This is a genomic window from Pseudomonas sp. D4002 (assembly GCF_013385665.1).
In the GTDB taxonomy this organism is placed as follows: Bacteria; Pseudomonadota; Gammaproteobacteria; order Pseudomonadales; family Pseudomonadaceae; genus Aquipseudomonas.
In genome coordinates this window covers 122119-141979 of sequence record NZ_JACAPN010000017.1, presented here as the reverse complement: position 1 = coordinate 141979, position 19861 = coordinate 122119, and the positions used below count along the sequence as shown (strand labels likewise).

Annotated in this window: 25 protein-coding genes; 14 read left to right on the top strand and 11 right to left on the bottom strand. The window is 60.5% G+C overall.

Features of this window, described 5'->3' with window-relative positions:
- The first annotated feature begins 18 nt into the window (after positions 1–18).
- The 4 genes from HX824_RS10845 to pcp all read left to right on the top strand — a co-directional run bounded on the left by HX824_RS10845 (position 19) and on the right by pcp (position 3097).
- Positions 19–444, top strand: coding sequence for a GNAT family N-acetyltransferase (locus tag HX824_RS10845; RefSeq protein WP_008438705.1), 426 nt, complete (start codon positions 19–21; stop codon positions 442–444).
- Between the two features lie 337 nt (positions 445–781).
- Positions 782–1495, top strand: a complete 714-nt coding sequence (locus HX824_RS10840) for a DUF969 domain-containing protein (RefSeq protein ID WP_003219990.1) — start codon at positions 782–784, stop codon at positions 1493–1495.
- On the top strand, positions 1492–2442 hold the full coding sequence (locus HX824_RS10835; RefSeq protein WP_003219989.1) for a DUF979 domain-containing protein: 951 nt from the start codon (positions 1492–1494) through the stop codon (positions 2440–2442). Before HX824_RS10840 ends, HX824_RS10835 begins: the two co-directional genes overlap by 4 nt.
- Before the next feature lie 7 nt (positions 2443–2449).
- Positions 2450–3097 (top strand): pyroglutamyl-peptidase I, encoded by a 648-nt coding sequence (gene pcp, locus HX824_RS10830; RefSeq protein WP_008438704.1) that lies wholly within the window; start codon positions 2450–2452, stop codon positions 3095–3097.
- On the opposite strand, the gene HX824_RS10825 is transcribed toward pcp, so the two are convergent.
- The 5 genes from HX824_RS10825 to HX824_RS10805 form a co-directional block, all read right to left on the bottom strand.
- Entirely contained in the window at positions 3090–4502 is a 1413-nt protein-coding gene (locus tag HX824_RS10825; protein ID WP_003219987.1) for a heavy metal sensor histidine kinase, read from the bottom strand. The two genes, pcp and HX824_RS10825, sit on opposite strands and share 8 nt — an antisense overlap.
- Positions 4499–5170 carry a heavy metal response regulator transcription factor gene (locus tag HX824_RS10820; RefSeq protein ID WP_003219986.1) on the bottom strand — a complete coding sequence of 224 codons (672 nt, stop codon included), beginning with the start codon at positions 5168–5170 and terminating at the stop codon, positions 4499–4501. The genes HX824_RS10825 and HX824_RS10820 overlap by 4 nt, the downstream gene beginning before the upstream one ends.
- A 51-nt stretch (positions 5171–5221) precedes the next feature.
- A complete protein-coding gene (locus HX824_RS10815) occupies positions 5222–5479 on the bottom strand; it encodes a DUF2790 domain-containing protein (RefSeq protein ID WP_003219985.1) in 258 nt (85 codons plus the stop codon).
- Positions 5480–5590: 111 nt separating this feature from the next.
- Positions 5591–6361, bottom strand: coding sequence for an alpha/beta fold hydrolase (locus HX824_RS10810; RefSeq protein ID WP_008438701.1), 771 nt, complete (start codon positions 6359–6361; stop codon positions 5591–5593).
- Positions 6362–6522: 161 nt separating this feature from the next.
- Complete coding sequence (locus tag HX824_RS10805) at positions 6523–6735, bottom strand: phage infection protein (RefSeq protein ID WP_177054531.1); 213 nt, start codon at positions 6733–6735, stop codon at positions 6523–6525.
- Between the two features lie 243 nt (positions 6736–6978).
- Between HX824_RS10805 and HX824_RS10800 the strand changes: the two genes are divergently transcribed.
- Positions 6979–7653, top strand: a complete 675-nt coding sequence (locus HX824_RS10800) for an HAD-IA family hydrolase (protein WP_003219982.1) — start codon at positions 6979–6981, stop codon at positions 7651–7653.
- 16 nt (positions 7654–7669) lie between these two features.
- Here the strand turns inward: HX824_RS10800 and HX824_RS10795 are convergent, their stop codons facing one another.
- Both HX824_RS10795 and HX824_RS10790 read right to left on the bottom strand, forming a co-directional pair.
- On the bottom strand, positions 7670–7984 hold the full coding sequence (locus HX824_RS10795; RefSeq protein ID WP_008438700.1) for a hypothetical protein: 315 nt from the start codon (positions 7982–7984) through the stop codon (positions 7670–7672).
- A 159-nt stretch (positions 7985–8143) separates the two neighbouring features.
- Positions 8144–8404 carry a hypothetical protein gene (locus HX824_RS10790; protein WP_003219977.1) on the bottom strand — a complete coding sequence of 87 codons (261 nt, stop codon included), beginning with the start codon at positions 8402–8404 and terminating at the stop codon, positions 8144–8146.
- 170 nt (positions 8405–8574) lie between these two features.
- Here HX824_RS10790 and HX824_RS10785 point away from each other — a divergent pair, with 170 nt between their 5' ends.
- Positions 8575–9033 carry a DUF2214 family protein gene (locus HX824_RS10785; RefSeq protein WP_008438699.1) on the top strand — a complete coding sequence of 153 codons (459 nt, stop codon included), beginning with the start codon at positions 8575–8577 and terminating at the stop codon, positions 9031–9033.
- Positions 9034–9153: 120 nt separating this feature from the next.
- Here the strand turns inward: HX824_RS10785 and csrA are convergent, their stop codons facing one another.
- On the bottom strand, positions 9154–9348 hold the full coding sequence (gene csrA, locus HX824_RS10780; RefSeq protein ID WP_003192511.1) for a carbon storage regulator CsrA: 195 nt from the start codon (positions 9346–9348) through the stop codon (positions 9154–9156).
- Positions 9349–9611: 263 nt separating this feature from the next.
- On the opposite strand from csrA, the gene HX824_RS10775 reads away from it, so the two are divergent.
- Positions 9612–9989, top strand: a complete 378-nt coding sequence (locus tag HX824_RS10775; protein ID WP_003219972.1) for a hypothetical protein — start codon at positions 9612–9614, stop codon at positions 9987–9989.
- Positions 9990–10032: 43 nt separating this feature from the next.
- On the opposite strand, the gene HX824_RS10770 is transcribed toward HX824_RS10775, so the two are convergent.
- The 3 genes from HX824_RS10770 to HX824_RS10760 form a co-directional block, all read right to left on the bottom strand.
- A complete protein-coding gene (locus HX824_RS10770; RefSeq protein WP_003219970.1) occupies positions 10033–10722 on the bottom strand; it encodes an endonuclease in 690 nt (229 codons plus the stop codon).
- 4 nt (positions 10723–10726) lie between these two features.
- Positions 10727–10978, bottom strand: coding sequence for a DUF1654 domain-containing protein (locus HX824_RS10765; RefSeq protein WP_008438695.1), 252 nt, complete (start codon positions 10976–10978; stop codon positions 10727–10729).
- 229 nt (positions 10979–11207) lie between these two features.
- Complete coding sequence (locus HX824_RS10760) at positions 11208–12296, bottom strand: asparaginase (RefSeq protein WP_003219965.1); 1089 nt, start codon at positions 12294–12296, stop codon at positions 11208–11210.
- A 566-nt stretch (positions 12297–12862) separates the two neighbouring features.
- Between HX824_RS10760 and HX824_RS10755 the strand changes: the two genes are divergently transcribed.
- Genes HX824_RS10755 through HX824_RS10725 form a run of 7 tightly spaced genes read left to right on the top strand, consistent with a single transcriptional unit; the run spans position 12863 to position 19831 of the window.
- A complete protein-coding gene (locus tag HX824_RS10755; RefSeq protein WP_008438694.1) occupies positions 12863–13822 on the top strand; it encodes a sugar ABC transporter substrate-binding protein in 960 nt (319 codons plus the stop codon).
- Between the two features lie 58 nt (positions 13823–13880).
- The gene (locus HX824_RS10750) at positions 13881–15434 is read left to right on the top strand and encodes a sugar ABC transporter ATP-binding protein (protein ID WP_008438693.1); all 1554 of its coding nucleotides are present in this window, start codon (positions 13881–13883) and stop codon (positions 15432–15434) included.
- Positions 15431–16408 (top strand): ABC transporter permease, encoded by a 978-nt coding sequence (locus tag HX824_RS10745; protein WP_008438692.1) that lies wholly within the window; start codon positions 15431–15433, stop codon positions 16406–16408. Before HX824_RS10750 ends, HX824_RS10745 begins: the two co-directional genes overlap by 4 nt.
- A 3-nt stretch (positions 16409–16411) precedes the next feature.
- A complete protein-coding gene (locus HX824_RS10740) occupies positions 16412–17434 on the top strand; it encodes a LacI family DNA-binding transcriptional regulator (protein ID WP_003219958.1) in 1023 nt (340 codons plus the stop codon).
- Positions 17435–17457: 23 nt separating this feature from the next.
- The gene (gene rbsK, locus HX824_RS10735; RefSeq protein ID WP_008438691.1) at positions 17458–18375 is read left to right on the top strand and encodes a ribokinase; all 918 of its coding nucleotides are present in this window, start codon (positions 17458–17460) and stop codon (positions 18373–18375) included.
- The gene (rbsD, locus tag HX824_RS10730; protein ID WP_008438690.1) at positions 18372–18776 is read left to right on the top strand and encodes a D-ribose pyranase; all 405 of its coding nucleotides are present in this window, start codon (positions 18372–18374) and stop codon (positions 18774–18776) included. The genes rbsK and rbsD overlap by 4 nt, the downstream gene beginning before the upstream one ends.
- A 26-nt stretch (positions 18777–18802) precedes the next feature.
- Positions 18803–19831 carry a nucleoside hydrolase gene (locus HX824_RS10725; protein ID WP_003219953.1) on the top strand — a complete coding sequence of 343 codons (1029 nt, stop codon included), beginning with the start codon at positions 18803–18805 and terminating at the stop codon, positions 19829–19831.
- Positions 19832–19861: the final 30 nt, after the last annotated feature.

The following is a 19861-nucleotide window of genomic DNA, read 5'->3' as shown; positions in this document are numbered from 1 at the left end:
CAACACAGGACGATCAAGATGGACGTGGCAATGGAACTGTCGTTTGAGGTGACGGAGCAAGAGCGCCAGGCCATCCTTCAGCCGCTGAGGGCATACAACATCAGCCAATGCGGCGAGAACCCGTTCGAAACGTTCGGGCTGTTACTGCGTGATCCCGCCAGCCAGGAAGTGGTGGGCGGCCTGTACGGGAAAATTTCCTATGGCTGGATGTTCATTGAGCTGTTGAGCGTGCCTGAGTCAATGCGCACTCAAGGCATGGGCTCGCGGCTGATGCTCGCGGCTGAGGAGCTGGCACGGGAGAAAGGGTGTGCGGGGATCTGGCTGGACACCTTCAGCTTCCAGGCGCCCGGGTTCTACCGGAAGATGGGTTTCAGCGAGTTCGGGCATATTGCCGAGTACCCGCCAGGACACACGCGCCACTTTTTCCAGAAGCACCTGGGCTGAGGGCTAGCGGGTCACCGACCGCCACGTGACCAAGCCGTCCAGCCCTTTATCGGACTTCAAGTACCTGAGCACGTTCTGCGCCTGGGCCTTCTCTTCAAACGGGCCGACAAATGCCCTCTAACGCTTCAAACACCCACAAACTTTATTGGATTGCAGCAACAATTTTTCTTGTTGGACACCTCCCTCCCCAAGCAGCAAAGATGCGGCCACTGACGCTCGACCTTCCAGGTCAACAATAAAAAATCGAGCCGGGCTGCACGCCGTTTTCTTGCAGTGAACCCTTTGTTCACTACCTGCTTTACTGGCGCCGCAGCGCGCACTTAAGGACCTCACCACCATGCAAACTGTTGTGAACCTATGGCCGCTGATTGGCGTACTCGTCATCGTGGTCGGCTTTGTGTTGCGCTTCAATCCGCTGCTGGTCGTCACGGCGGCAGCGATTGCCACCGGGTTTGCCGCCCACTTTCCACTGGAAAAGATCCTCGCCACCATGGGCGACGGCTTCCTCCAGACTCGCGCCTTGCAATTGATCCTGTTGTTGCCCCTGGCTGTCATCGGCTTGCTGGAGCGCCATGGCTTGCGCCTGCATGCGCAAAACTGGATCGCGCGCTTTGAGCGGGCCACGGTCGGGCGCTTGCTGATCATCTATCTCTTTGTGCGTGAATCCACAGCGGCCATGGGCCTGACGAGTCTGGGCGGGCACCCGCAGATGGTGCGCCCGTTGCTGGCGCCGATGGCCGAAGGTGCGGCGGAAAAACGCTATGGCAAACTCCCCGACAAGCTTCGCCACAAGGTCCTGGCCATGTGTGCCGCGACCGACAACGTCGGGCTGTTTTTTGGCGAGGATATCTTCGTCGCCTTTGGTGCGATTGCGTTGATGCACACCTTCCTGCTGGGTTCGGGGATTGATGTCGAACCTCTGCACATTGCGGTCTGGGGCATCCCGACGGCGATCTGCGCCTTCATCATTCACGCCATTCGCTTGCACCGCTTTGACCGAATGCTGACCCGAGAGCTGTTACCGGCCAACACAGCGGAGGCGGCGCAATGATCATTTCCATTCAATACCTGTACTGGCTGGCCGGCGTTCTGCTGGTGATCACCGCCGGGATGATCCTGATGGATCGCACCCACCCCAAGCGCTGGTCGAGTTCGTTGTTCTGGCTGCTGTTTGCCATTCCGTTCCTGGTGGGGGAGCGCCTGCCCTCGGTGGTGGTCGGCGTGGGCGTGGTGGTGATGGCACTCATCGCGGGCCTGGGCGGCGTAGGCCGCGGCGCGCATGCCCAGTTGCATGACAAGGCCGCACGGGCCAGCGCAGGTCGCCTGGGGCATAAACTGTTTATCCCGGCATTGGCCATTCCGTTGACCACGGTGATCGGCTCGGTATTGCTCAAACACACCGAGATCGGCGGCGTGCCGCTGCTGGACCCGAAGAACACCACCTTTGTTTCCCTGGGTATCGGCTGCCTGATTGCACTGGCGCTGGCCTGCTGGCTGACGCGGGACACGCCGGTGCAAGCCCTTCGCGAATCCCGGCGCCTCACCGAAGCGCTGGGCTGGGCGATGGTGCTGCCGCAGATGCTGGCGATGCTCGGGCTGTTGTTCAACGAAGCGGGCGTGGGCACAGCGGTGGCGCACATCACCACCACCTATATCAACCTGGATTACAAGCTGGTAGCGGTGATGGTGTATGTGTTGGGCATGGCACTGTTTACCGTGATCATGGGCAATGGCTTTGCCGCCTTCCCGGTGATGACCGGCGGCGTTGGCGTACCGGTGCTGGTAGGCATCTACGGCGGCAACCCGGCGGTGATGGCTGCCATCGGCATGTTCTCCGGTTACTGCGGTACGCTGATGACACCCATGGCGGCCAACTTCAATATTGTCCCGGCGGCGTTGCTGGAGCTGCCGGATAAAAACGCGGTCATCAAGGCACAGATGCCGACCGCGTTGATGATGCTGGTGGTCAATATTGTCCTGCTCTACCTGCTGATGTGAGGCTGTAATGCGCACTGTATTGCTGACGGGTTTCGAACCGTTTGACCAAGACCTTGTCAACCCGTCCTGGGAGGCGGTACGCCTGTTGGAGGGTGTGCAACTGGGCGCTGATGTGCGGATTGTCGCGCGCCAGTTACCCTGTGCCTTTGCCACGGCGGGCGAGCGCCTGGCTCAGCTGTTGGCCGAACACCGCCCGCAGATGGTCATTGCTGTCGGGCTGGGCCCCGGGCGCAGTGATATTTCCATCGAGCGGGTCGCGATCAACCTCAACGACGCGCGGATCCCGGACAACCTGGGTGAGCAACCTGTCGACACGGAAGTGCTACCCGGCGGCCCTGCGGCCTACTTCGGCACCTTGCCGAGCAAGGCCATGGTGAGGGCCGTGCGCGAGGCCGGCATTGGGGCCAGCGTGTCGCAAACCGCCGGCACTTTCGTGTGCAACCAGGTGTTCTATCTGTTGCAGCACGCGCTCGCCGGGTCAGGGGTACGCAGCGGTTTCATCCATGTGCCGTGGCTGCCCGAACAGGTGGTGGGCCGAATACCCGAGCCGGCCTCGATGGCGTTGCCGATGCAGGTCGAGGGCTTGCGGATTGCGCTGCTGACGGCCTGGAATACCCTGGTGGATATCACTGAAACGGGTGGGCAAGTCAGCTGAGGTTTTCGGCTTCGCGTCCCGGGAAAAACAACGCGAAGCATGTCACACCGTTCTCGCTGCTCACGCTGTATCGGCCGTTATGCAACTGCATGATGGTCGCGACAATCGACAGCCCCAATCCATTGGAATGCGCCGAACGCTCCCGTGATTCATCCACGCGATAAAACCGCTCGAACAACCTGGGCAAGTGCTCCGCCGGGATGGTCGCGCCGTGGTTGGTCACTGTCAGGTTGATGCCTTCGGCGCAGGGTGTGGCCTGGATCAGCAGTTCAGAGGCGGGCGCACCATATTTGATGGCGTTGGCGCACAGGTTGGCCAGGGCACGGCGCAGCAGCATCGGCTCGGCCCAGATCACACCGGCGCCCTGGGCGAGGATGCTGATATCGACATCGCCCGCCAGGCCTTCGAAGTAGTCGGCCATGCGTTCCACTTCATCGGCCGCGTCCAGTTCCTGGCGCTGGCGCAGCGCACTGGCCGGGTCGGTGCGGGCCAGGAACAGCATGTTGTCGAGCATGCGCGCCAGGCGTTCGAGTTCTTCGACGTTGGAGGCCAGCAGTTGCTGGTAGGCTTCGATGCTACGGTGTTGCTGCAGCGCCACCTGGGTTTCCCCGAGCAAGTTATTGATCGGCGTGCGCAGTTCGTGGGCCATGTCGGTGGAGACCTGGCCCAGTTGCACAAAACCCTTGGCCAGGCGTTCGAGCATGGTGTTGAACGAATCAATCATCGGCAGCAGTTCTTTGGGGGCGCCGTGGCTGTCGAGGCGCGCGGCGAGGTTGCCGACGCCGATGCCCTGGGCATGCACGGCCAGGCGCCGCAATGGCAGCAGGCCGCGATGCACCATCAGGTAACCGACCACCGCCAGTACCAATGCCGCGATGCTGGCGAGGATATAGACACTCAGCCGGTAGCTGGCGAGCACTGCGGTGCGCTCGGTCATCAACCGCCCGGTAGTGACTTGCAGGCTGCCCAGGTCGCCTGAATCGATGGTCGCGGCGAGGGTGGAGAAGGGGACGCCATTGACGCCGGGTAAATGCTGCACGTCGGCGAATTCCAGGGCGTGGTCCCGGGGCACCGGTGCAACGTCGGGCATGTCGATGTTGCCGGGGTTCACTTCCAGCAGCGGTTTCTGCCCGGGTGCGGCGATGCTCAGCACCGATTCGCGGTTGCCCAGCATGTTCTGGAACAGTTCGGGCTTGGTCTTGATCAGGTCCAGGGTGTTGCTGTCGTTCAGCAGGTTGCGCAGTTGGTCGACGCGGTAGATCAGCGCAGCGTCGTCGCGGTGGATCAGTTCGCGCTCAAGGTCGCGGTACAGCGCCACGCCGAGGGTTGCCAGCAGGGCGAACGCCAGCAGGGCGAAGATCAGCGCTAGGCGCAGCGTCAGGGAGTAATGCCGGGGCTTGCTCATGGTTGCGTATCGAAGCGATAGCCGATGCCGCGCACGCTATGGATCAGCTTGAGCTGGAACGGGTCGTCGATTTTCAGGCGCAGGCGGCGCACGGCCACGTCGACCACATTGGTGTCGCTGTCGAAATTCATGTCCCACACCCTTGAGGCGATCAGCGAGCGCGAGAGTACCTGGTCCTGATGGGTGGCGAACAAGTGCAACAAGGCGAACTCCTTGTTGGTCAGGGTGATGCGCACGCCGCCACGGCTGACGCGGCGCTTGAGCACGTCGATCTGCAGGTCGGCGATCTGCAAGTGTTCTTCTTCACGGCTTGGCCCGCGCCGGGTCAGGGTGCGCAGGCGCGCCACCAGTTCGGCGAAGGAAAACGGCTTGATCAGGTAATCGTCGGCGCCCAGTTCCAGGCCCTTGATGCGGTCGGCAATATCGTCCCGGGCGGTCAGGAACAGCACCGGCGTGTCGGCTTCCTTGCGCAGGCGACGCAGCACTTCCCAGCCGTCCATCTTCGGCATCATCACGTCCAGCACGATCACGTCGAACGGGGTTTCCAGGGCCTGGTGCAAACCGTCCACGCCATCGCGGGCAAGGCTCACGGAGTAACCCAGTTCCTGCAGGCCGTTAAGCAGGTAGTTGCCCGCCTTGGGCTCGTCTTCGACTACGAGGATATTCATGGGATTCGCCCTGGTGATGTGCAGTTCTTGCGTGGCGCAAGTGTAGCCCGATCAATTGTCATTGGGGCAGCCGATGCCCTGTACTTGATAGTCCAGCACGTGTTCGCGGCCCTGGCTGTCGAGGTAGTCGAGGCGCGCAGGGACAATGCCGCACTGGCCGTAGGTATCGGTGCTCGACAGTACTTTGGCCACGTCCATGTGCATGAAGAAGCCGGGAGTGTCATGGATCACCGAGGTGGTGGCGGTGGTATCGGCAAAGGCCGAGCCGGTGGCGAGGAGGGCAGCAAAGCCGAGGATAAACAGTTTCATGGCGGTATCTCTCTTTAAGGGTTGGCTGCCGGTATCCGGCAGTGAGTTCACAGTAACCAGGCGACACAAACAGCCAGCCAACAGGATGATGACAAGATCGTAATGAAGGGCTTAAGGCTGGCGGCCGGACGCTTCGAGGATCAGGTCGGTGATTTCCTTGGCGTGGGAAACCAGGGACAAGTGGCTCGATGGCACCTCGATGGTGGTGGCGTTCATGCGCTTGGCGAGAAAGCGTTCCAGGTCCGGGTTGATGGTCTGGTCATTGCTGGACACCGCATACCAGGACGGCTTGGTGTGCCACGCGGCGTTGACGGTGCGACCGCTGAACAGGGTCTTGGCGATCGGTTGTTGCACGGCGTACAGCTCCATGGCCTTGGCGTGGGGTACGTCGGCGGCAAAGTACTTGAGGAAGGCGTCCTGATTCAGAGTCAGGTAACCGTCGTGCTCCACCACACCGGCCCGCACGGGTGTGCTTGGGTACTTGGCGGACAGGGCGACGAAGTCTTCGTTGGCGTCCGGAGCGCGGGCGGCGACGTATACCAGGGAGCTGACCTTGGGGTTGGCCCCGGCGTCGCTGACCACGGTGCCGGCGTAGGAATGGCCGACCAGCACGGTAGGACCGTCCTGTTGATCGAGTACGCGATTGGTGGCAGCGACGTCATCCGCCACCGAGGTCAGCGGGTTTTGCACAGCGGTTACATGCAAGCCGGCGGCCTGCAGGCGGGTAATCACTTCGGACCAACTGGAACCGTCGGCCCAGGAGCCGTGTACCAGCACTACGTTATTGGCTTTCACCGGTGCAATCGGGCCGGCCACGGCGGCGCCGGTCCCCAGCATCAACAGGCTGGCGGCGATCAGGCAGAGTTTGCTTGCAGGTTTCATGGGCGGGCTCGCTTCATTTTCAGTGGGAAGTTGGGTCACCCGCTGTGGGTGACTGACGACTTCACTGTATGAAGTGAGGGTGCGGGCAACACTGACAGCTTGATGACAAGTTTGTAATGCAATGGGCAGCCGGAAGGCTGCCCTGGTTGGACGGTGACCCATCAGACAGTACGGGCTGCTTGCAGGCGTTCAGCGCCGCCTTCCGCCAGGCCGCGTTCGTGCAGGCGATCTGCGCCGCCCTCGGCGAGCAGGTGGGATGGCTGGTCTTTGACCGCGCCAGCGTGGGTGTCGGCCGACGCCATGGATGACAGCCTGAGGCCCGCGATGACAGTCAGGCCGAATACCAGGGACGAAGCTTTCGAGAGATTGAACATGATGAGGCTCCTACGCGTGAGTCAGCCGGATTGGCTGGTGGTCGTAGTTAATCGCCGGGGTGTATCTGCCATGTGTGCCCAGGCGTGGCGAAATGCGGGTTCGCGTATCCAGGCGGGGTTCCCATACAGTCCGATACAAACCACGGGAAGGTTTACAGCGTTTGGGCCGATCCGTAGATTGCACCAGGCAAGTGGTTCGTCAGCGCCCAAGACCGGGTGACGAAAGCAAGAGGAAGCCGAGCAGTGTCCACCCGCGATTCAGCTGTATTCGCCCACCGTTACCGCGCCTTTCTGTTCGATATGGATGGCACACTCCTGAACTCCATTGCCGCCGCCGAGCGCGTATGGGCCACCTGGGCTGAACGCCATGGGCTGGATGTCGAGGCCTTTCTGAAGACCATCCATGGTGCCCGGGCCATCGATACCATCACCCGCCAGGCATTGCCCGGTGTGGACGCGCAGGCTGAGGCGCAGTGGATTACCGAGGCTGAACTTGAGGATGTGGAAGGGGTGGTGGCGATTGCGGGCGCGGTGGAATTCCTCAACGCATTGCCCGGCGATCAATGGGCGCTGGTTACGTCTGCCCCCAAGGCACTGGCTCTGCGCCGTATGCAGGCGGCCGGGATCAACCCGCCGGCGGTGCTGGTCACCGCGGAGGATGTCGCCAGCGGCAAGCCGGATCCGGCCTGTTATGTGCTCGGTGCGCAACGGCTGGGAGTACCGGTACAGGACTGCCTGGTGTTTGAGGATGCCAGCGTCGGGATTCGCGCCGGCGAGGCGGCGGGGGCCGATGTGATGGTGGTGACGTCGACCCACCTTGTGCCCATGGTCACCGCGCATCCGTCGATTGACGGGTATGAGCGTCTACAGGTTCAGCGGGACGAAGCCGGGCTGTTGCATCTACAGCGCCTGGCGTAAAAAAAGGCCGACCCGGTTACCCGGATCGGCCTTCTTCGTAAAGGGGCGGTTCAACGTTGGAGCCGTTTCCAGTCAGCGTCTGCAGGCGGTTGCCCTTGAGCCCCTGGCGGGACAAGACCATTTCCTTGAGGATTTCGCTGGCAAGCCTGGCAATCGCCTCCGGCCCTCGATGGTGTGCGCGGACGATGCCGGTCACCGCAAAGTGATCAGCTTCCGGGCCGCTGAGAATCGCGGAAAGCGTGCCATCGGCATGCAGGGTGCAGACGATTTTGTAGCTCGGCAGGCGCGCTGCCAGTGCTGATTCGATTTCGCTTTTACTCAGTGTGTCCATCAGCGCTACAACCTTTCACCGACCGTGCATGCCCAAGCATAGGTTGTGTCGCGCAGCTGTAAATACCAGCGATCTGATAGCAACTGCGGCGGCGGTTTCAACCCGCTTGCGGGATACACCGCGCTGGGGCAACGAACTTCAAGATGAAACCCAAAGCCGTCAGGATGAGGCTTTGCGGCGATCACTGTGAGGCGCGCGCCGGCACAGTCTGCGATGGACGGCGACCTGAATGGGCTTGAGGCAGAAGAAAAACAAGTACGCGCTCAGGAACAGCGTCAGGTCCAGCCATGAGTAGGCTTTGTCGGAGGAGCCTTCGATTTCGAACTTGAGGCCATACTCCAGCGCCACAAACGCCACGCTGATCAGCGTGACAATCAACCAAGACTTGGATAAGTAAGGCTGTTTAACGGTACGCCTCATCAACGTGCTCCTTGGCGCGCTGCAGACTGTAGGGGATTTGTCACGAGATTCGGCCCTGGAAAACTCCACAAGTTCCCTTTGTTTGCAGGCTGTTTCATGTGTTGAACGCAGCCAGCGACTATTACTGAGAAGTGTTCCTGCCATGTGTCATACAAAAGGGAGTACGCCTTATGTTGGTTCAGTGGTTTCTTGCAGCAGTCCATTTACTGGCATTCGCCATGGCATTGTCGGCCGTGCTTGCGCGTGGCAAGGCATTGCGCGGTGTATCTGATAGTGACCCATCCACCCTGCGCCGCGTATTGATCGCAGACAACATCTGGGGAATCAGTGCCCTGGTGTTATTGGTAACCGGTGGCCTGCGGGCCTTTGGCGGCTACGAAAAGGGCAGTGATTATTACCTGCACCAGCCGTTGTTTCACGTGAAGATGACGCTGCTTGTATTAATTTTGTTACTGGAGCTCGCGCCGATGATTCGCTTTATCAAATGGCGCATCGCGTTGGCGCGTGGCACGCGCCTCGATTTGCACCAGGCAGGTCTTTTTGCGCGCATCAGCCATGTGCAGGCGTTACTGCTGGTGCTGATGATGATTGCAGCGAGTGGCATGGCACGCGGTGTCGGCCTGGGATGACGCTGGCCTGACGCTGGAACAAGGGAATAGGGCGCGCTGGCCGCGGGAAGCCGCGAGCAGGCTGAAAGAGGTTTTCGCCAGCCGTTACAGTGAACGAAAGGGCTGGCTACTGGAGGCGCTTCAAGGTGTCTGGTTTTTATCCGGAGCCGTCAGGCCCGCCTGGATACGTTGGTAGATCTCCTCGCGATGCACGGCAACGTCCTTTGGAGCATTGATGCCGATTCTTACTTGCTGGCCGCTAACGCCCAGGATGGTGATCGTGATGTCATCACCGATGTTTATGCTTTCACCGACTTTGCGGGTGAGTATCAGCATGGACTTCTCCTTGATTGCTTTGAAGGACACATGTTTCAGACAGGGCAGATGTCGGATGTGTGTAGCTTACTGCGAAGCGCTTCCCTGTGGCTGCCTCTTTTAGGACGCATAGAGGCGGCATTAATTCCCATGCCGCCATCATACAGGTCTGCGATACATCATTCGCATTGTTTAAGCCAACGTTTATGACGGCCAGAATAGACAGTGAATGATAAAGTCGCCTCTTTGATCCTCTAAGGAGCAGGGTAGTGCGTAAAGTAGCGATGGCAATTGCGGTGTTGGCATTGGCCGGTTGCGGTGAAGGTAAAAGTGTCGACGCCCCCAAGGCCAGGCCTGCCGTTGCCGAGGCGCCCGCCCAGGCGCAACCTGCGGTCGGCGCGATCGCCTCTCAAGAATGGGATGTATGGGTGGGGCCGCCGGATCACAAGCTGCAGGCGATGACTGACCTGACCGCGTGGTTGCTGGAACACGGTTTCAGTTTCTATCTGGCGAAGGAAGACGGTAAGGACCAGGTGCTGCTGGGCCCATTCAGCACCAGGGCCGAGGCCGAGGCGAAACAAGCGCAGTTGACCGAGAAACTGGCCACTGCGAAGAAGAATGACACGGTGTCCGAGGTCATCGAACACAAGGTTGCGCAGTAAAGAGTCGACAAGCGGGAGGCCATGGCGCTCCCGCTTTTTTCGTTCAGCCGCAGGCTTTCAAGTTCACCGGGCCGACAAATTCATTGCCGCGCCCCATCACGCACGCCACGGTTTGATTGCGCTGGCGTTCCCAGGGCTGTACCGGGTAGGTCTTGTTCCAGGCTTCATACAGCTGGCGATCCTGTTTCGACAGGCGCAGGCCATACTGCTTACTCATATAGAAATAGGTTCGGGCGATCATGCCGCGAATGGAAGGGCGGGGCATGACCTTCTTGGCCTTGAAGTCCACCTGGGTCAGGCATGATCCATATTGGCCGCTTTGTACCGGCAGCCAGCCAAAACTGAAATTGTTTCGGTCGCCATTCACCTCGCCGATGCTCGGCACCAGGTTGTGCAGGTCGGCTTCGGCCCGCTTGTAGACCGCGTCCTTGCGGGTGCAGTTCTTGCGCCCGCCATCCTGCCAGCACTGGCGCTGATGGCCGATCTGCCAAGCCGGAACAATGTGTTCCCATTCAATACGTGCTGCCCGGTTGGCGTTTTTGCGCGGGATATAGCCGCAGGCTTTCAGGTCTACCCGGTTGCCGTTGTATTTGCAGCCGCAATAGAACTCTGTGGATTGCGGTTCATACAGTTTCCAGGCGATTTTCTTGGCTTCGCTGAACGTCCTGGGGGCTTGGGCGTGAGCGGTGACAGCAAAAAACACGAACAACACACTGATAAAACGGACACTCATTGACTCAATCTTCCTTCGGCACAACCCAGAAAATCTGCACGCCACCGTCATCGCGATAGGCGAGGGTGACGTTGTCGTTTTCTGCGATTTCCTCCAGTAGTCGTGCCCACTCGTCTTCCGGTTCCTCCGGCAAACGGAAGATCAACGCCGCCTTGTTCTTCTGGGCGTTGGTGGAATTGATGATTTTTTGCACGCGAACGGCCAGGCGTTGATAGGCGTCAGGCGCTGCGGGTGCTGCGGAAGAAGGCTTTGCCACGGAGTATTCCTTATTAGGCTGTACGTGCATACAGTATTTAACTGTGGGCAATTTCGCAACTGCTTAAAATTCAAGAAGTTCTTCTGACAGTGGTTTTGCCGATTTGGTGTAGGAACGCTTTGTTTTTCAAAGGTTTTTTTCGCGGGGGATAAAGCGGGGGAAATCAGACCCGCTCGCGGTACGCCACGAGCGGGATGGCCCAACCGTTGCCGGCCGGGCCCGGGAGCGATCAATATTCCCAGAACATCCGTTGCAGTTCCTTGCTGTCCTGGGTCTTGGTCAGGGCGACCATGGCCAGGATGCGGGCTTTCTGCGGGTTCAGGTCATGGGCAACTACCCAGTCGTATTTGTCGTCTGGTTGTTCGGCGTTACGCAGAACGAAACCACCGGCATTCACGTGGGAAGAGCGAATGATCTGTACGCCTTGCTTGCGTAGTTCCTGCAGGGCAGGCACCACCTTGGACGACACCGAACCATTGCCGGTACCGGCATGGATGATGGCTTTCGCGCCGGCCTGGGCCAGGGCCTTGTAGGCGGTGTCGCTTACGTTGCCATAGGAATAGGCGATTTCGACGTCCGGCAGGCTTTTGATGGTCTTGATGTCGAATTCCGAGTTCATGGTGTGACGCTTGGCTGGCAGGCGGAACCAGTAGGATTTGCCTTCTACCACCATGCCCAGCGGGCCCCATGGGCTCTTGAACGCTTCAGTCTTGATGTTGATCATCTTGCTGACGTCGCGACCCGACTGGATCTCGTCGTTCATGGTCACCAGTACGCCTTTGCCGCGGGCGTCCTTGCTGCCGGCGACGGCAACGGCGTTGTACAGGTTGAGCATGCCATCAGCCGACATGGCGGTGCCTGGGCGCATCGAGCCGACCACGACGATTGGCTTGTCGGTCTTTTCCACCAGGTTGAGGAAGTAGGCAGTCTCTTCCAGGGTGTCGGTACCGTGGGTGATCACGATGCCGTCGACGTCCTTGCTGTCGGCCAGTTCGGCGACACGACGACCCAGTTGCAGGAGGTTTTCGTTGGTGATGCTTTCGGAGGCAATTTGCAATACTTGTTCGCCGCGGACATTGGCGATCTGGCTAAGCTCAGGAACACCGGCGATCAATTGTTCGATGCCGACCTTGGCGGCCTGGTAGGTCGCACTGTTGGCCGCGCTGGCGCCGGCGCCGGCGATGGTGCCGCCGGTGGCAAGGATCACCACGTTGGACAGTTTTTGCTGGGTTTCAGCTTCTTTTGCCTGAGCGGCAACGGGGAACAACAGCAGGAGGGCTAACGCGCCCGGTACGAAAGTTTTCAACGCAGATTTCATTATTCTTCTCTCTAGTTTTGATGAGTGCTGATGCAGGTTCATCTAGAAACACCCGGGCGGTTCTGAACGCCACGAGGTGCTGAGTAAGAGCAGGATTTGTACCAGCGGGATTTTGTTGGGCAATAGAATTTAAACTATTGATTTATATCTATATTTGTTTGATTTGTAAGTAAATGGCTTGGTCTTCTGTCCGGCTTTCCGAACAAAGCGGTGCGCGGGTGTTCGGTTGTCCGAAAAGGATGACGGAAAAGTTTGGTTTTAAACGCAGGAGGCACGCCGCGACCTGTCGTTTCAGAGAACGATCCAGCAACGCGGATGTTTAAAGGGGGTACCGGATGGCTTCGAGGGCAGGGCGTAAAGCGGATTCACCAAAAGGCTGTTTTCTCCCGTTGACAAATCTCGACAAGCTTCTCATAGTTTGACCTAACGCAAACGTTTGCGAGATGTTTCACGGGGTCCTCCTCGAGTGTCGTGAAAGCTCGTATCAGCCGCCCGGGTGGGTTGGCTGCCGAAGCGTTCTTCGGTGCAAGCGTTGCTCACAATAATCATAAGATCGGAGTGAACCCATGAAGCTGCCATTTGCTGGACGTCTTCTTGCTGTCGCTGTGCTTGCTGCCGCATCCGCTGCCCTGCCTCTTTCCTCTGCATTTGCTGCCGAGACCGCCGCCAAACCCAAGGTCGGCCTGGTCATGAAATCCCTCGCCAACGAATTCTTCGTCACCATGCAAGACGGTGCCAAGGAATACCAGAAGGCCCACTCCGCCGATTTCGACATGATCACCAACGGGATCAAGAACGAAACCGATACCAGTGCACAGATCGATATCGTCAATCAGATGATCCTGTCCAAGGTTGACGCGATCGTCATTGCTCCCGCCGATTCGAAAGCCCTGGTCACCGTGCTGAAAAAGGCCTCCGACAAAGGCATCAAGATCGTCAACATCGACAACCGTCTTGATGTGGATGTACTGAAAAGCAAAAACCTTGATATCCCGTTCGTAGGTCCAGACAACCGCAAGGGCGCGCGCCTGGTCGGTGAAGAACTGGCCAAGCACCTCACCAAGGGTGACCAGGTTGGCATCATCGAAGGTGTGTCCACCACCACCAACGCCCAGCAGCGTACCGCTGGCTTCAAGGACGCGATGGATGCCGCCGGCATGAAGATCGTCTCCACCCAATCCGGTGAGTGGGAAATCGACAAGGGCAACGCGATTGCCGCTGCCATGCTCCAGGCAAACCCGAACATCAAGGCACTGCTGGCCGGTAACGACAACATGGCACTGGGCGCAGTATCCGCCGTACGTGGCGCCGGCAAGGCTGGCAAGGTGCTGGTCGTAGGCTACGACAACATCGAGGCCATCAAGCCGATGCTGCAGGACGGCCGTGTCCTGGCCACCGCCGACCAGGCTGCTGCCCAGCAAGCCGTTTTCGGTATCCAGAACGCTCTGAAGCTGGTCAAGGGTGAAAAAGTCGATGCCGTGGATGGCATGATCGAAACCCCGGTCGAACTCATCCTCAAGAAGTAATTCCCCGGCAGCACAAAACAGCGTCCGCTCACCCGAGCGGACGCCTGGAGACGTTCCTATGTCATCTTCCGCACCGAACGCTGTCCTCTCGGTCAGCGGTATCGGCAAGACCTATGCCCAACCGGTTCTATCCGACATCACCCTGACGCTCAATCGTGGGGAAGTGTTGGCGCTTACCGGTGAGAATGGCGCGGGGAAAAGCACCCTGTCGAAAATCATCGGCGGGCTGGTCACCCCGACCGACGGCCAGATGCAGTTCAATGGCCAGGCCTACACGCCAGGCAGTCGGACCCAGGCTGAAGAGCAGGGCATCCGCATGGTCATGCAGGAGCTTAACCTGCTGCCAACCCTGACGGTCGCTGAAAACCTGTTCCTCGATAACCTGCCCAGCCACGGTGGCTGGATCAGCCGCAAGCAACTGCGCAAGGCCGCCATTGAAGCCATGGCCCAGGTCGGCCTGGACGCTATCGACCCGGACACCCTGGTCGGCAGCCTCGGCATCGGCCACCAACAGATGGTCGAAATTGCCCGCAACCTGATCGGCGATTGCCACGTACTGATCCTCGACGAACCCACGGCGATGCTGACCGCCCGTGAAGTCGAGATGCTGTTCGAACAAATCACCCGCCTGCAGGCCCGGGGCGTGGCGATTATCTATATTTCCCACCGGCTCGAAGAACTGGCCCGGGTTGCCCAGCGCATTGCGGTGCTGCGTGACGGCAAGCTGGTGTGTGTCGAGCCGATGGCCAACTACAACAGTGAGCAACTGGTCACGCTGATGGTGGGCCGCGAACTGGGCGAGAAAATCGACCTGGGCCCGCGCACCATCGGCGCGCCGCTGTTGACGGTAAAAGGCCTGACCCGCTCGGACAAGGTCCGCGACGTGTCGTTTGAAGTGCGTGCCGGCGAAATCTACGGCATCTCCGGCCTGATCGGTGCGGGCCGTACGGAGTTGCTGCGCCTGATCTTCGGCGCCGACCTGGCCGACAGCGGCACCGTGGCCCTGGGCACACCTGCGCAAGTCGTCAGCATTCGCTCGCCCGTCGACGCGGTTGGCCATGGCATCGCCCTGATCACCGAGGACCGCAAGGGCGAAGGCCTGCTGCTGACCCAATCCATCGGCGCCAACATTGCCTTGGGCAACATGCCGAAGGTGTCCAGCGGTGGCCTGGTGAACAGTCGTGACGAAACGGCCTTGGCCAAGCGCCAGGTCGACGCCATGCGTATCCGCAGTTCCAGTCCGGCGCAGCTGGTGTCCGAGCTGTCGGGTGGCAACCAGCAGAAGGTGGTGATTGGCCGCTGGCTGGAGCGCGATTGCGCGGTGATGCTGTTCGATGAACCGACCCGAGGCATCGACGTCGGCGCCAAATTCGATATCTATGCGTTGCTCGGCGACCTGACCCGCCAGGGCAAGGCGCTGGTGGTGGTGTCCAGCGACCTGCGTGAGTTGATGCTGATCTGCGACCGCATCGGGGTACTTTCCGCCGGGCGCCTGATCGAGACCTTCGAGCGCGACAGCTGGACCCAGGACGAATTGCTTGCCGCTGCTTTTGCCGGCTATCAGAAACGTGATGCGCTGCTCAACGACGCAGCGCCTAGGAATACCCCATGAAAACCACTTCCTCCACCGCAAAACGTGGCGGCAACTTCTATGGCCTGGGCACCTACCTGGGCCTGGCCGGCGCCTTGCTGGCGATGATTGCGCTGTTCTCGTTCCTGAGCGACCACTTCCTCTCGTACGACACCTTCAGCACCCTGGCCAACCAGATTCCCGACCTGATGGTGTTGGCAGTCGGCATGACCTTCGTGCTGATCATCGGCGGCATCGACCTGTCGGTAGGCTCCGTGCTGGCCCTGGCCGCATCGGCCGTCAGCGTGGCGATTCTCGGCTGGGGCTGGAGTGTGTTGCCGGCAGCCGTGCTGGGCATGGGCTGCGCCGCGTTGGCCGGGACCATTACCGGTTCGATCACAGTGGCCTGGCGGATCCCGTCATTCATCGTGTCCCTCGGCGTGCTGGAAATGGCGCGCGGCGTGGCGTACCAGATGACCGGCTCGCGTACCGCATACATCGGTGATTCGTTTGCCTGGCTGTCCAATCCGGTGGCCTTCGGCATTTCACCTTCGTTCATCATCGCGTTGCTGGTGATCATCGCCGCGCAGCTGGTGCTGACCCGTACCGTGTTCGGTCGCTACCTGATCGGCATCGGCACCAACGAAGAGGCCGTGCGCCTGGCGGGTATCAATCCCAAGCCCTACAAGATCCTGGTGTTCAGCCTGATGGGCCTGCTGGCGGGTGTGGCGGCGCTGTTCCAGATTTCGCGCCTGGAAGCGGCCGATCCCAACGCCGGTTCCGGCCTGGAGCTGCAAGTGATCGCTGCGGTAGTGATCGGTGGCACCAGCCTGATGGGCGGGCGTGGCTCGGTCATCAGTACCTTCTTCGGCGTGCTGATCATCTCGGTACTGGCGGCAGGGCTGGCGCAGATTGGCGCCACCGAGCCGACCAAACGTATCATCACCGGTGCCGTGATCGTGATCGCGGTGGTGCTCGATACTTACCGCAGCCAGCGCGCCAGTCGGCGAGCCTGAGCCATGGCAACGATCAAGGATGTGGCCGCGCTGGCGGGGATTTCCTACACCACGGTGTCTCATGTGGTGAACAAGACGCGCCCGGTCAGCGAGCCGGTACGGATCAAGGTCGAGGCGGCCATCAAGCAGCTCGACTATGTACCCAGTGCGGTCGCGCGCTCGCTGAAGGCCAAGACCACAGCCACCATCGGCCTGTTGGTGCCCAACAGCCTCAACCCGTATTTTGCGGAACTGGCCCGGGGCATCGAGGATTACTGCGAGCGTAACGGCTATTGCGTGATCCTCTGCAACTCCGACGATAATGCCGAAAAGCAGCGCAGCTACCTGAGGGTGCTGCTGGAAAAACGCATCGACGGCTTGATCGTGACCTCGGTGGGCGGCGACGACAGCGGCCTGGCGACAGGCCTCAAGGCGGTACGCACGCCGATGGTCATCGTCGACCGTGCACTGGACGGGATTGATGTCGACCTGGTGCGCATCGACCATGAACAGGGCGCTTACCTGGCGACCCGGCACTTGCTCGATCTGGGGCATCGCGACATTGCCTGCATTGGTGGCCCGAGTCATACCCGCGTGGCGCAAATGCGGATGGCGGGCTACTACCGCGCCTTGGCCGAGGCGGGGCTCGAAGTGCCGGCCGGCCGTGTGCTGGAAAGTGATTTCACCAGTACCGGTGGTTACGCGGCCGCGGCGCAATTGCTGGCGGATAATCCCCCCAGCGCGATTTTTGCCGGCAACGACATGATTGGCTTCGGCGTCTTGCGCGCCGCTGCCGAACGTAATATCCGGGTGCCCGGTGAGCTGTCGGTGATCGGGTTTGATGATATCCAGATGAGCCAGTACGTGTACCCGGCGCTGACCACCGTGGGCCAGTCGATCCTGCAGTTGGGAGAGATGGCGGCCGAGCTTTTACTGCGACGAATTGCGACACCCCAATTGCCGATCGATCAGCGCATCGTGACGCCGAGTATTGTCCTGCGCGAGTCGACGGCGCCGTTGGCCGGTGTGTTTGCCCAATACCGCTGAACCGAATTGATGAGTACTGATGTATGCCAGCAAAAGTAGTGGTAATAGGCAGCCTGAACATGGACCTGGTCACCCGGGCCAGCCGGCTGCCCCGCGCCGGTGAGACCCTGATCGGCCAATCGTTTTCCACCGTTCCCGGCGGCAAGGGCGCGAACCAGGCGGTCGCTTCGGCGCGCCTCGGGGCTGAGGTCGCCATGGTCGGCTGCGTGGGCACCGATGCCTATGGCGCGCAATTGCGCGACGCGTTGCTGGTGGAGGGCATTGATTGCCAGGCCGTCAGCACCGTCGACGGTTCCAGCGGCGTGGCGCTGATCGTGGTGGATGACAGCAGCCAGAATGCGATCGTTATTGTCGCCGGTAGCAATGGCGAGCTGACCCCAGCCAAATTACAGGCATTTGACAGTGTGCTGCAGGCTGCCGACGTGATTGTCTGCCAGCTGGAAACGCCGATGGAGACTGTCGGCCATGCCCTCAAGCGCGGTCGCGAGCTGGGCAAAACGGTGATCCTGAACCCGGCGCCGGCCAGTGGTCCGCTGCCCGAGGATTGGTACGCCGCCATCGACTACCTGATTCCCAATGAAAGCGAAGCCTCGGCCTTGAGCGGCGTGGTGGTCGACTCGCTGGACAGCGCCAAGGCCGCCGCGACACGCCTGATCAAGGCCGGTGCTGGCAAAGTGATCATTACCCTCGGCTCCGAAGGCGCGTTGTTTGCCGATGGCCAAGGCTTCGAGCACCTGGTCGCGCCCAAGGTCAAGGCGGTCGATACCACGGCTGCCGGTGACACCTTCGTCGGCGGTTTCGCAGCCGCGCTGGCCAACGGCAGGAGCGAGGCCGAGGCCATTCGTTTCGGCCAGGTAGCCGCCGCGCTGTCCGTGACCCGCGCGGGTGCGCAACCCTCTATTCCCACATTGCATGACGTCCAAGGTTTTGTGCCCTCATGAAAAAGACTCCCTTGCTCAATATCGCGCTGTCGCGGGTGATCGCATCCCTTGGCCATGGCGACATTCTGGTGATCGGTGATGCCGGCTTGCCGGTGCCGCCGGGTGTCGAGTTGATCGACCTGGCGCTGACCAAAGGCATTCCGGATTTCGTCAGTACCTTGCGCATCGTCCTCAGCGAGATGCAGGTGGAAAGCCACGTGCTCGCGGAAGAAATCCTGCTCAAGCAACCGCCGGCCCTGGCGGATCTCAATACCCTGACCGAACAGGCCGCCCTCGGCGAACGCCGCCTGGTCAGCCATGAAGAGTTCAAGCAGCTCAGCCGCAAGGCGAGGGCGGTGGTGCGCACCGGCGAGTGCCAGCCCTACTGCAATATCGCGCTGGTTTCCGGCGTAACGTTCTAGAATTCCCCAACGACAAGGAGTGCGTCATGCAACGTGGTACCCAAACCCTGCGACACCTGTTCCGGAGTGTGCTGCTTTTGTCCGTGCTAACTGCTGCAAGCGCCCACGCGGCGGAAAAAATCGACCTGATCATCGACACCGACCCCGGTGCTGACGACGTGGTTGCCTTGCTGTTCGCCATGGCTTCGCCCGATGAACTGCAGATCCGCGCGCTGACCACCGTTGCCGGTAACGTGCGCCTCGACAAGACCTCCCGCAACGCACGTCTGGCCCGCGAATGGGCAGGGCGCGAGGACATCCCGGTATATGCCGGTGCACCGAAACCGATGCTGCGCACGCCGATCTACGCTGAAAACATCCATGGCAAGGAAGGTATCTCCGGCGTCACCGTGCATGAGCCGAAAAAAGGCCTGGCCGAAGGCAATGCCGTTGATTACCTGATCAAGACCCTCAGCACCGCCAAGCCCCACAGCATCACCATCGCCATGCTCGGTCCGCAGACCAACCTGGCGCTGGCATTGACCCAGGCGCCGGAGATCACTCAAGGCATCAAGGAAGTGGTGGTGATGGGCGGCGCGCACTTCAACGGCGGCAATATCACGCCGGTGGCCGAGTTCAACCTGTTCGCCGACCCGATCGCGGCCGAGATCGTGCTCAAGAGCGGCGTCAAGCTGACCTACCTGCCGTTGGACGTGACCCACAAGGTCCTGACCAGCGACGCACGCCTGAAGCAAATCGCTGCGCTGAACAACAACGCGAGCAAGGTGGTGGGCGATATTCTCAATGAATACGTCAAGGGCGATATGGAGCACTACGGCATCCCGGGCGGCCCGGTGCATGACGCTACCGTCATTGCCTACCTGCTCAAGCCTGCGCTGTTCAGCGGCCGTGAGGTCAACGTGGTGGTGGACAGCCGTGAAGGCCCGACCTTCGGCCAGACCATCGTCGACTGGTACGATGGCCTGAAACAACCGAAGAACGCGTTCTGGGTTGAAAATGGCGATGCCCAGGGCTTCTTCGATCTGCTGACCGAACGCCTTGGTCGCCTGAAGTAAACAGCCTGCCGGTCGACGTTCGTCGGCCGG

Bases quoted from the DNA above. Each gene is read 5' to 3' on its own strand.
- HX824_RS10840 (WP_003219990.1), top strand. From the start codon at position 782: ATGCAAACTGTTGTGAACCTATGGCCGCTGATTGGCGTACTCGTCATC.
- HX824_RS10755 (WP_008438694.1), top strand. From the start codon at position 12,863: ATGAAGCTGCCATTTGCTGGACGTCTTCTTGCTGTCGCTGTGCTTGCT.
- HX824_RS10845 (WP_008438705.1), top strand. From the start codon at position 19: ATGGACGTGGCAATGGAACTGTCGTTTGAGGTGACGGAGCAAGAGCGC.
- HX824_RS10750 (WP_008438693.1), top strand. From the start codon at position 13,881: ATGTCATCTTCCGCACCGAACGCTGTCCTCTCGGTCAGCGGTATCGGC.
- HX824_RS10775 (WP_003219972.1), top strand. From the start codon at position 9,612: ATGGCAATTGCGGTGTTGGCATTGGCCGGTTGCGGTGAAGGTAAAAGT.
- HX824_RS10740 (WP_003219958.1), top strand. From the start codon at position 16,412: ATGGCAACGATCAAGGATGTGGCCGCGCTGGCGGGGATTTCCTACACC.
- HX824_RS10820 (WP_003219986.1), bottom strand. From the start codon at position 5,170: ATGAATATCCTCGTAGTCGAAGACGAGCCCAAGGCGGGCAACTACCTG.
- HX824_RS10770 (WP_003219970.1), bottom strand. From the start codon at position 10,722: ATGAGTGTCCGTTTTATCAGTGTGTTGTTCGTGTTTTTTGCTGTCACC.
- HX824_RS10795 (WP_008438700.1), bottom strand. From the start codon at position 7,984: ATGGACACACTGAGTAAAAGCGAAATCGAATCAGCACTGGCAGCGCGC.
- HX824_RS10785 (WP_008438699.1), top strand. From the start codon at position 8,575: ATGTTGGTTCAGTGGTTTCTTGCAGCAGTCCATTTACTGGCATTCGCC.
- rbsD (WP_008438690.1), top strand. From the start codon at position 18,372: ATGAAAAAGACTCCCTTGCTCAATATCGCGCTGTCGCGGGTGATCGCA.
- pcp (WP_008438704.1), top strand. From the start codon at position 2,450: ATGCGCACTGTATTGCTGACGGGTTTCGAACCGTTTGACCAAGACCTT.
- HX824_RS10835 (WP_003219989.1), top strand. From the start codon at position 1,492: ATGATCATTTCCATTCAATACCTGTACTGGCTGGCCGGCGTTCTGCTG.
- csrA (WP_003192511.1), bottom strand. From the start codon at position 9,348: ATGCTGATACTCACCCGCAAAGTCGGTGAAAGCATAAACATCGGTGAT.
- HX824_RS10825 (WP_003219987.1), bottom strand. From the start codon at position 4,502: ATGAGCAAGCCCCGGCATTACTCCCTGACGCTGCGCCTAGCGCTGATC.
- HX824_RS10760 (WP_003219965.1), bottom strand. From the start codon at position 12,296: ATGAAATCTGCGTTGAAAACTTTCGTACCGGGCGCGTTAGCCCTCCTG.
- HX824_RS10725 (WP_003219953.1), top strand. From the start codon at position 18,803: ATGCAACGTGGTACCCAAACCCTGCGACACCTGTTCCGGAGTGTGCTG.
- HX824_RS10805 (WP_177054531.1), bottom strand. From the start codon at position 6,735: ATGTTCAATCTCTCGAAAGCTTCGTCCCTGGTATTCGGCCTGACTGTC.
- HX824_RS10745 (WP_008438692.1), top strand. From the start codon at position 15,431: ATGAAAACCACTTCCTCCACCGCAAAACGTGGCGGCAACTTCTATGGC.
- HX824_RS10810 (WP_008438701.1), bottom strand. From the start codon at position 6,361: ATGAAACCTGCAAGCAAACTCTGCCTGATCGCCGCCAGCCTGTTGATG.
- HX824_RS10815 (WP_003219985.1), bottom strand. From the start codon at position 5,479: ATGAAACTGTTTATCCTCGGCTTTGCTGCCCTCCTCGCCACCGGCTCG.
- rbsK (WP_008438691.1), top strand. From the start codon at position 17,458: ATGCCAGCAAAAGTAGTGGTAATAGGCAGCCTGAACATGGACCTGGTC.
- HX824_RS10790 (WP_003219977.1), bottom strand. From the start codon at position 8,404: ATGAGGCGTACCGTTAAACAGCCTTACTTATCCAAGTCTTGGTTGATT.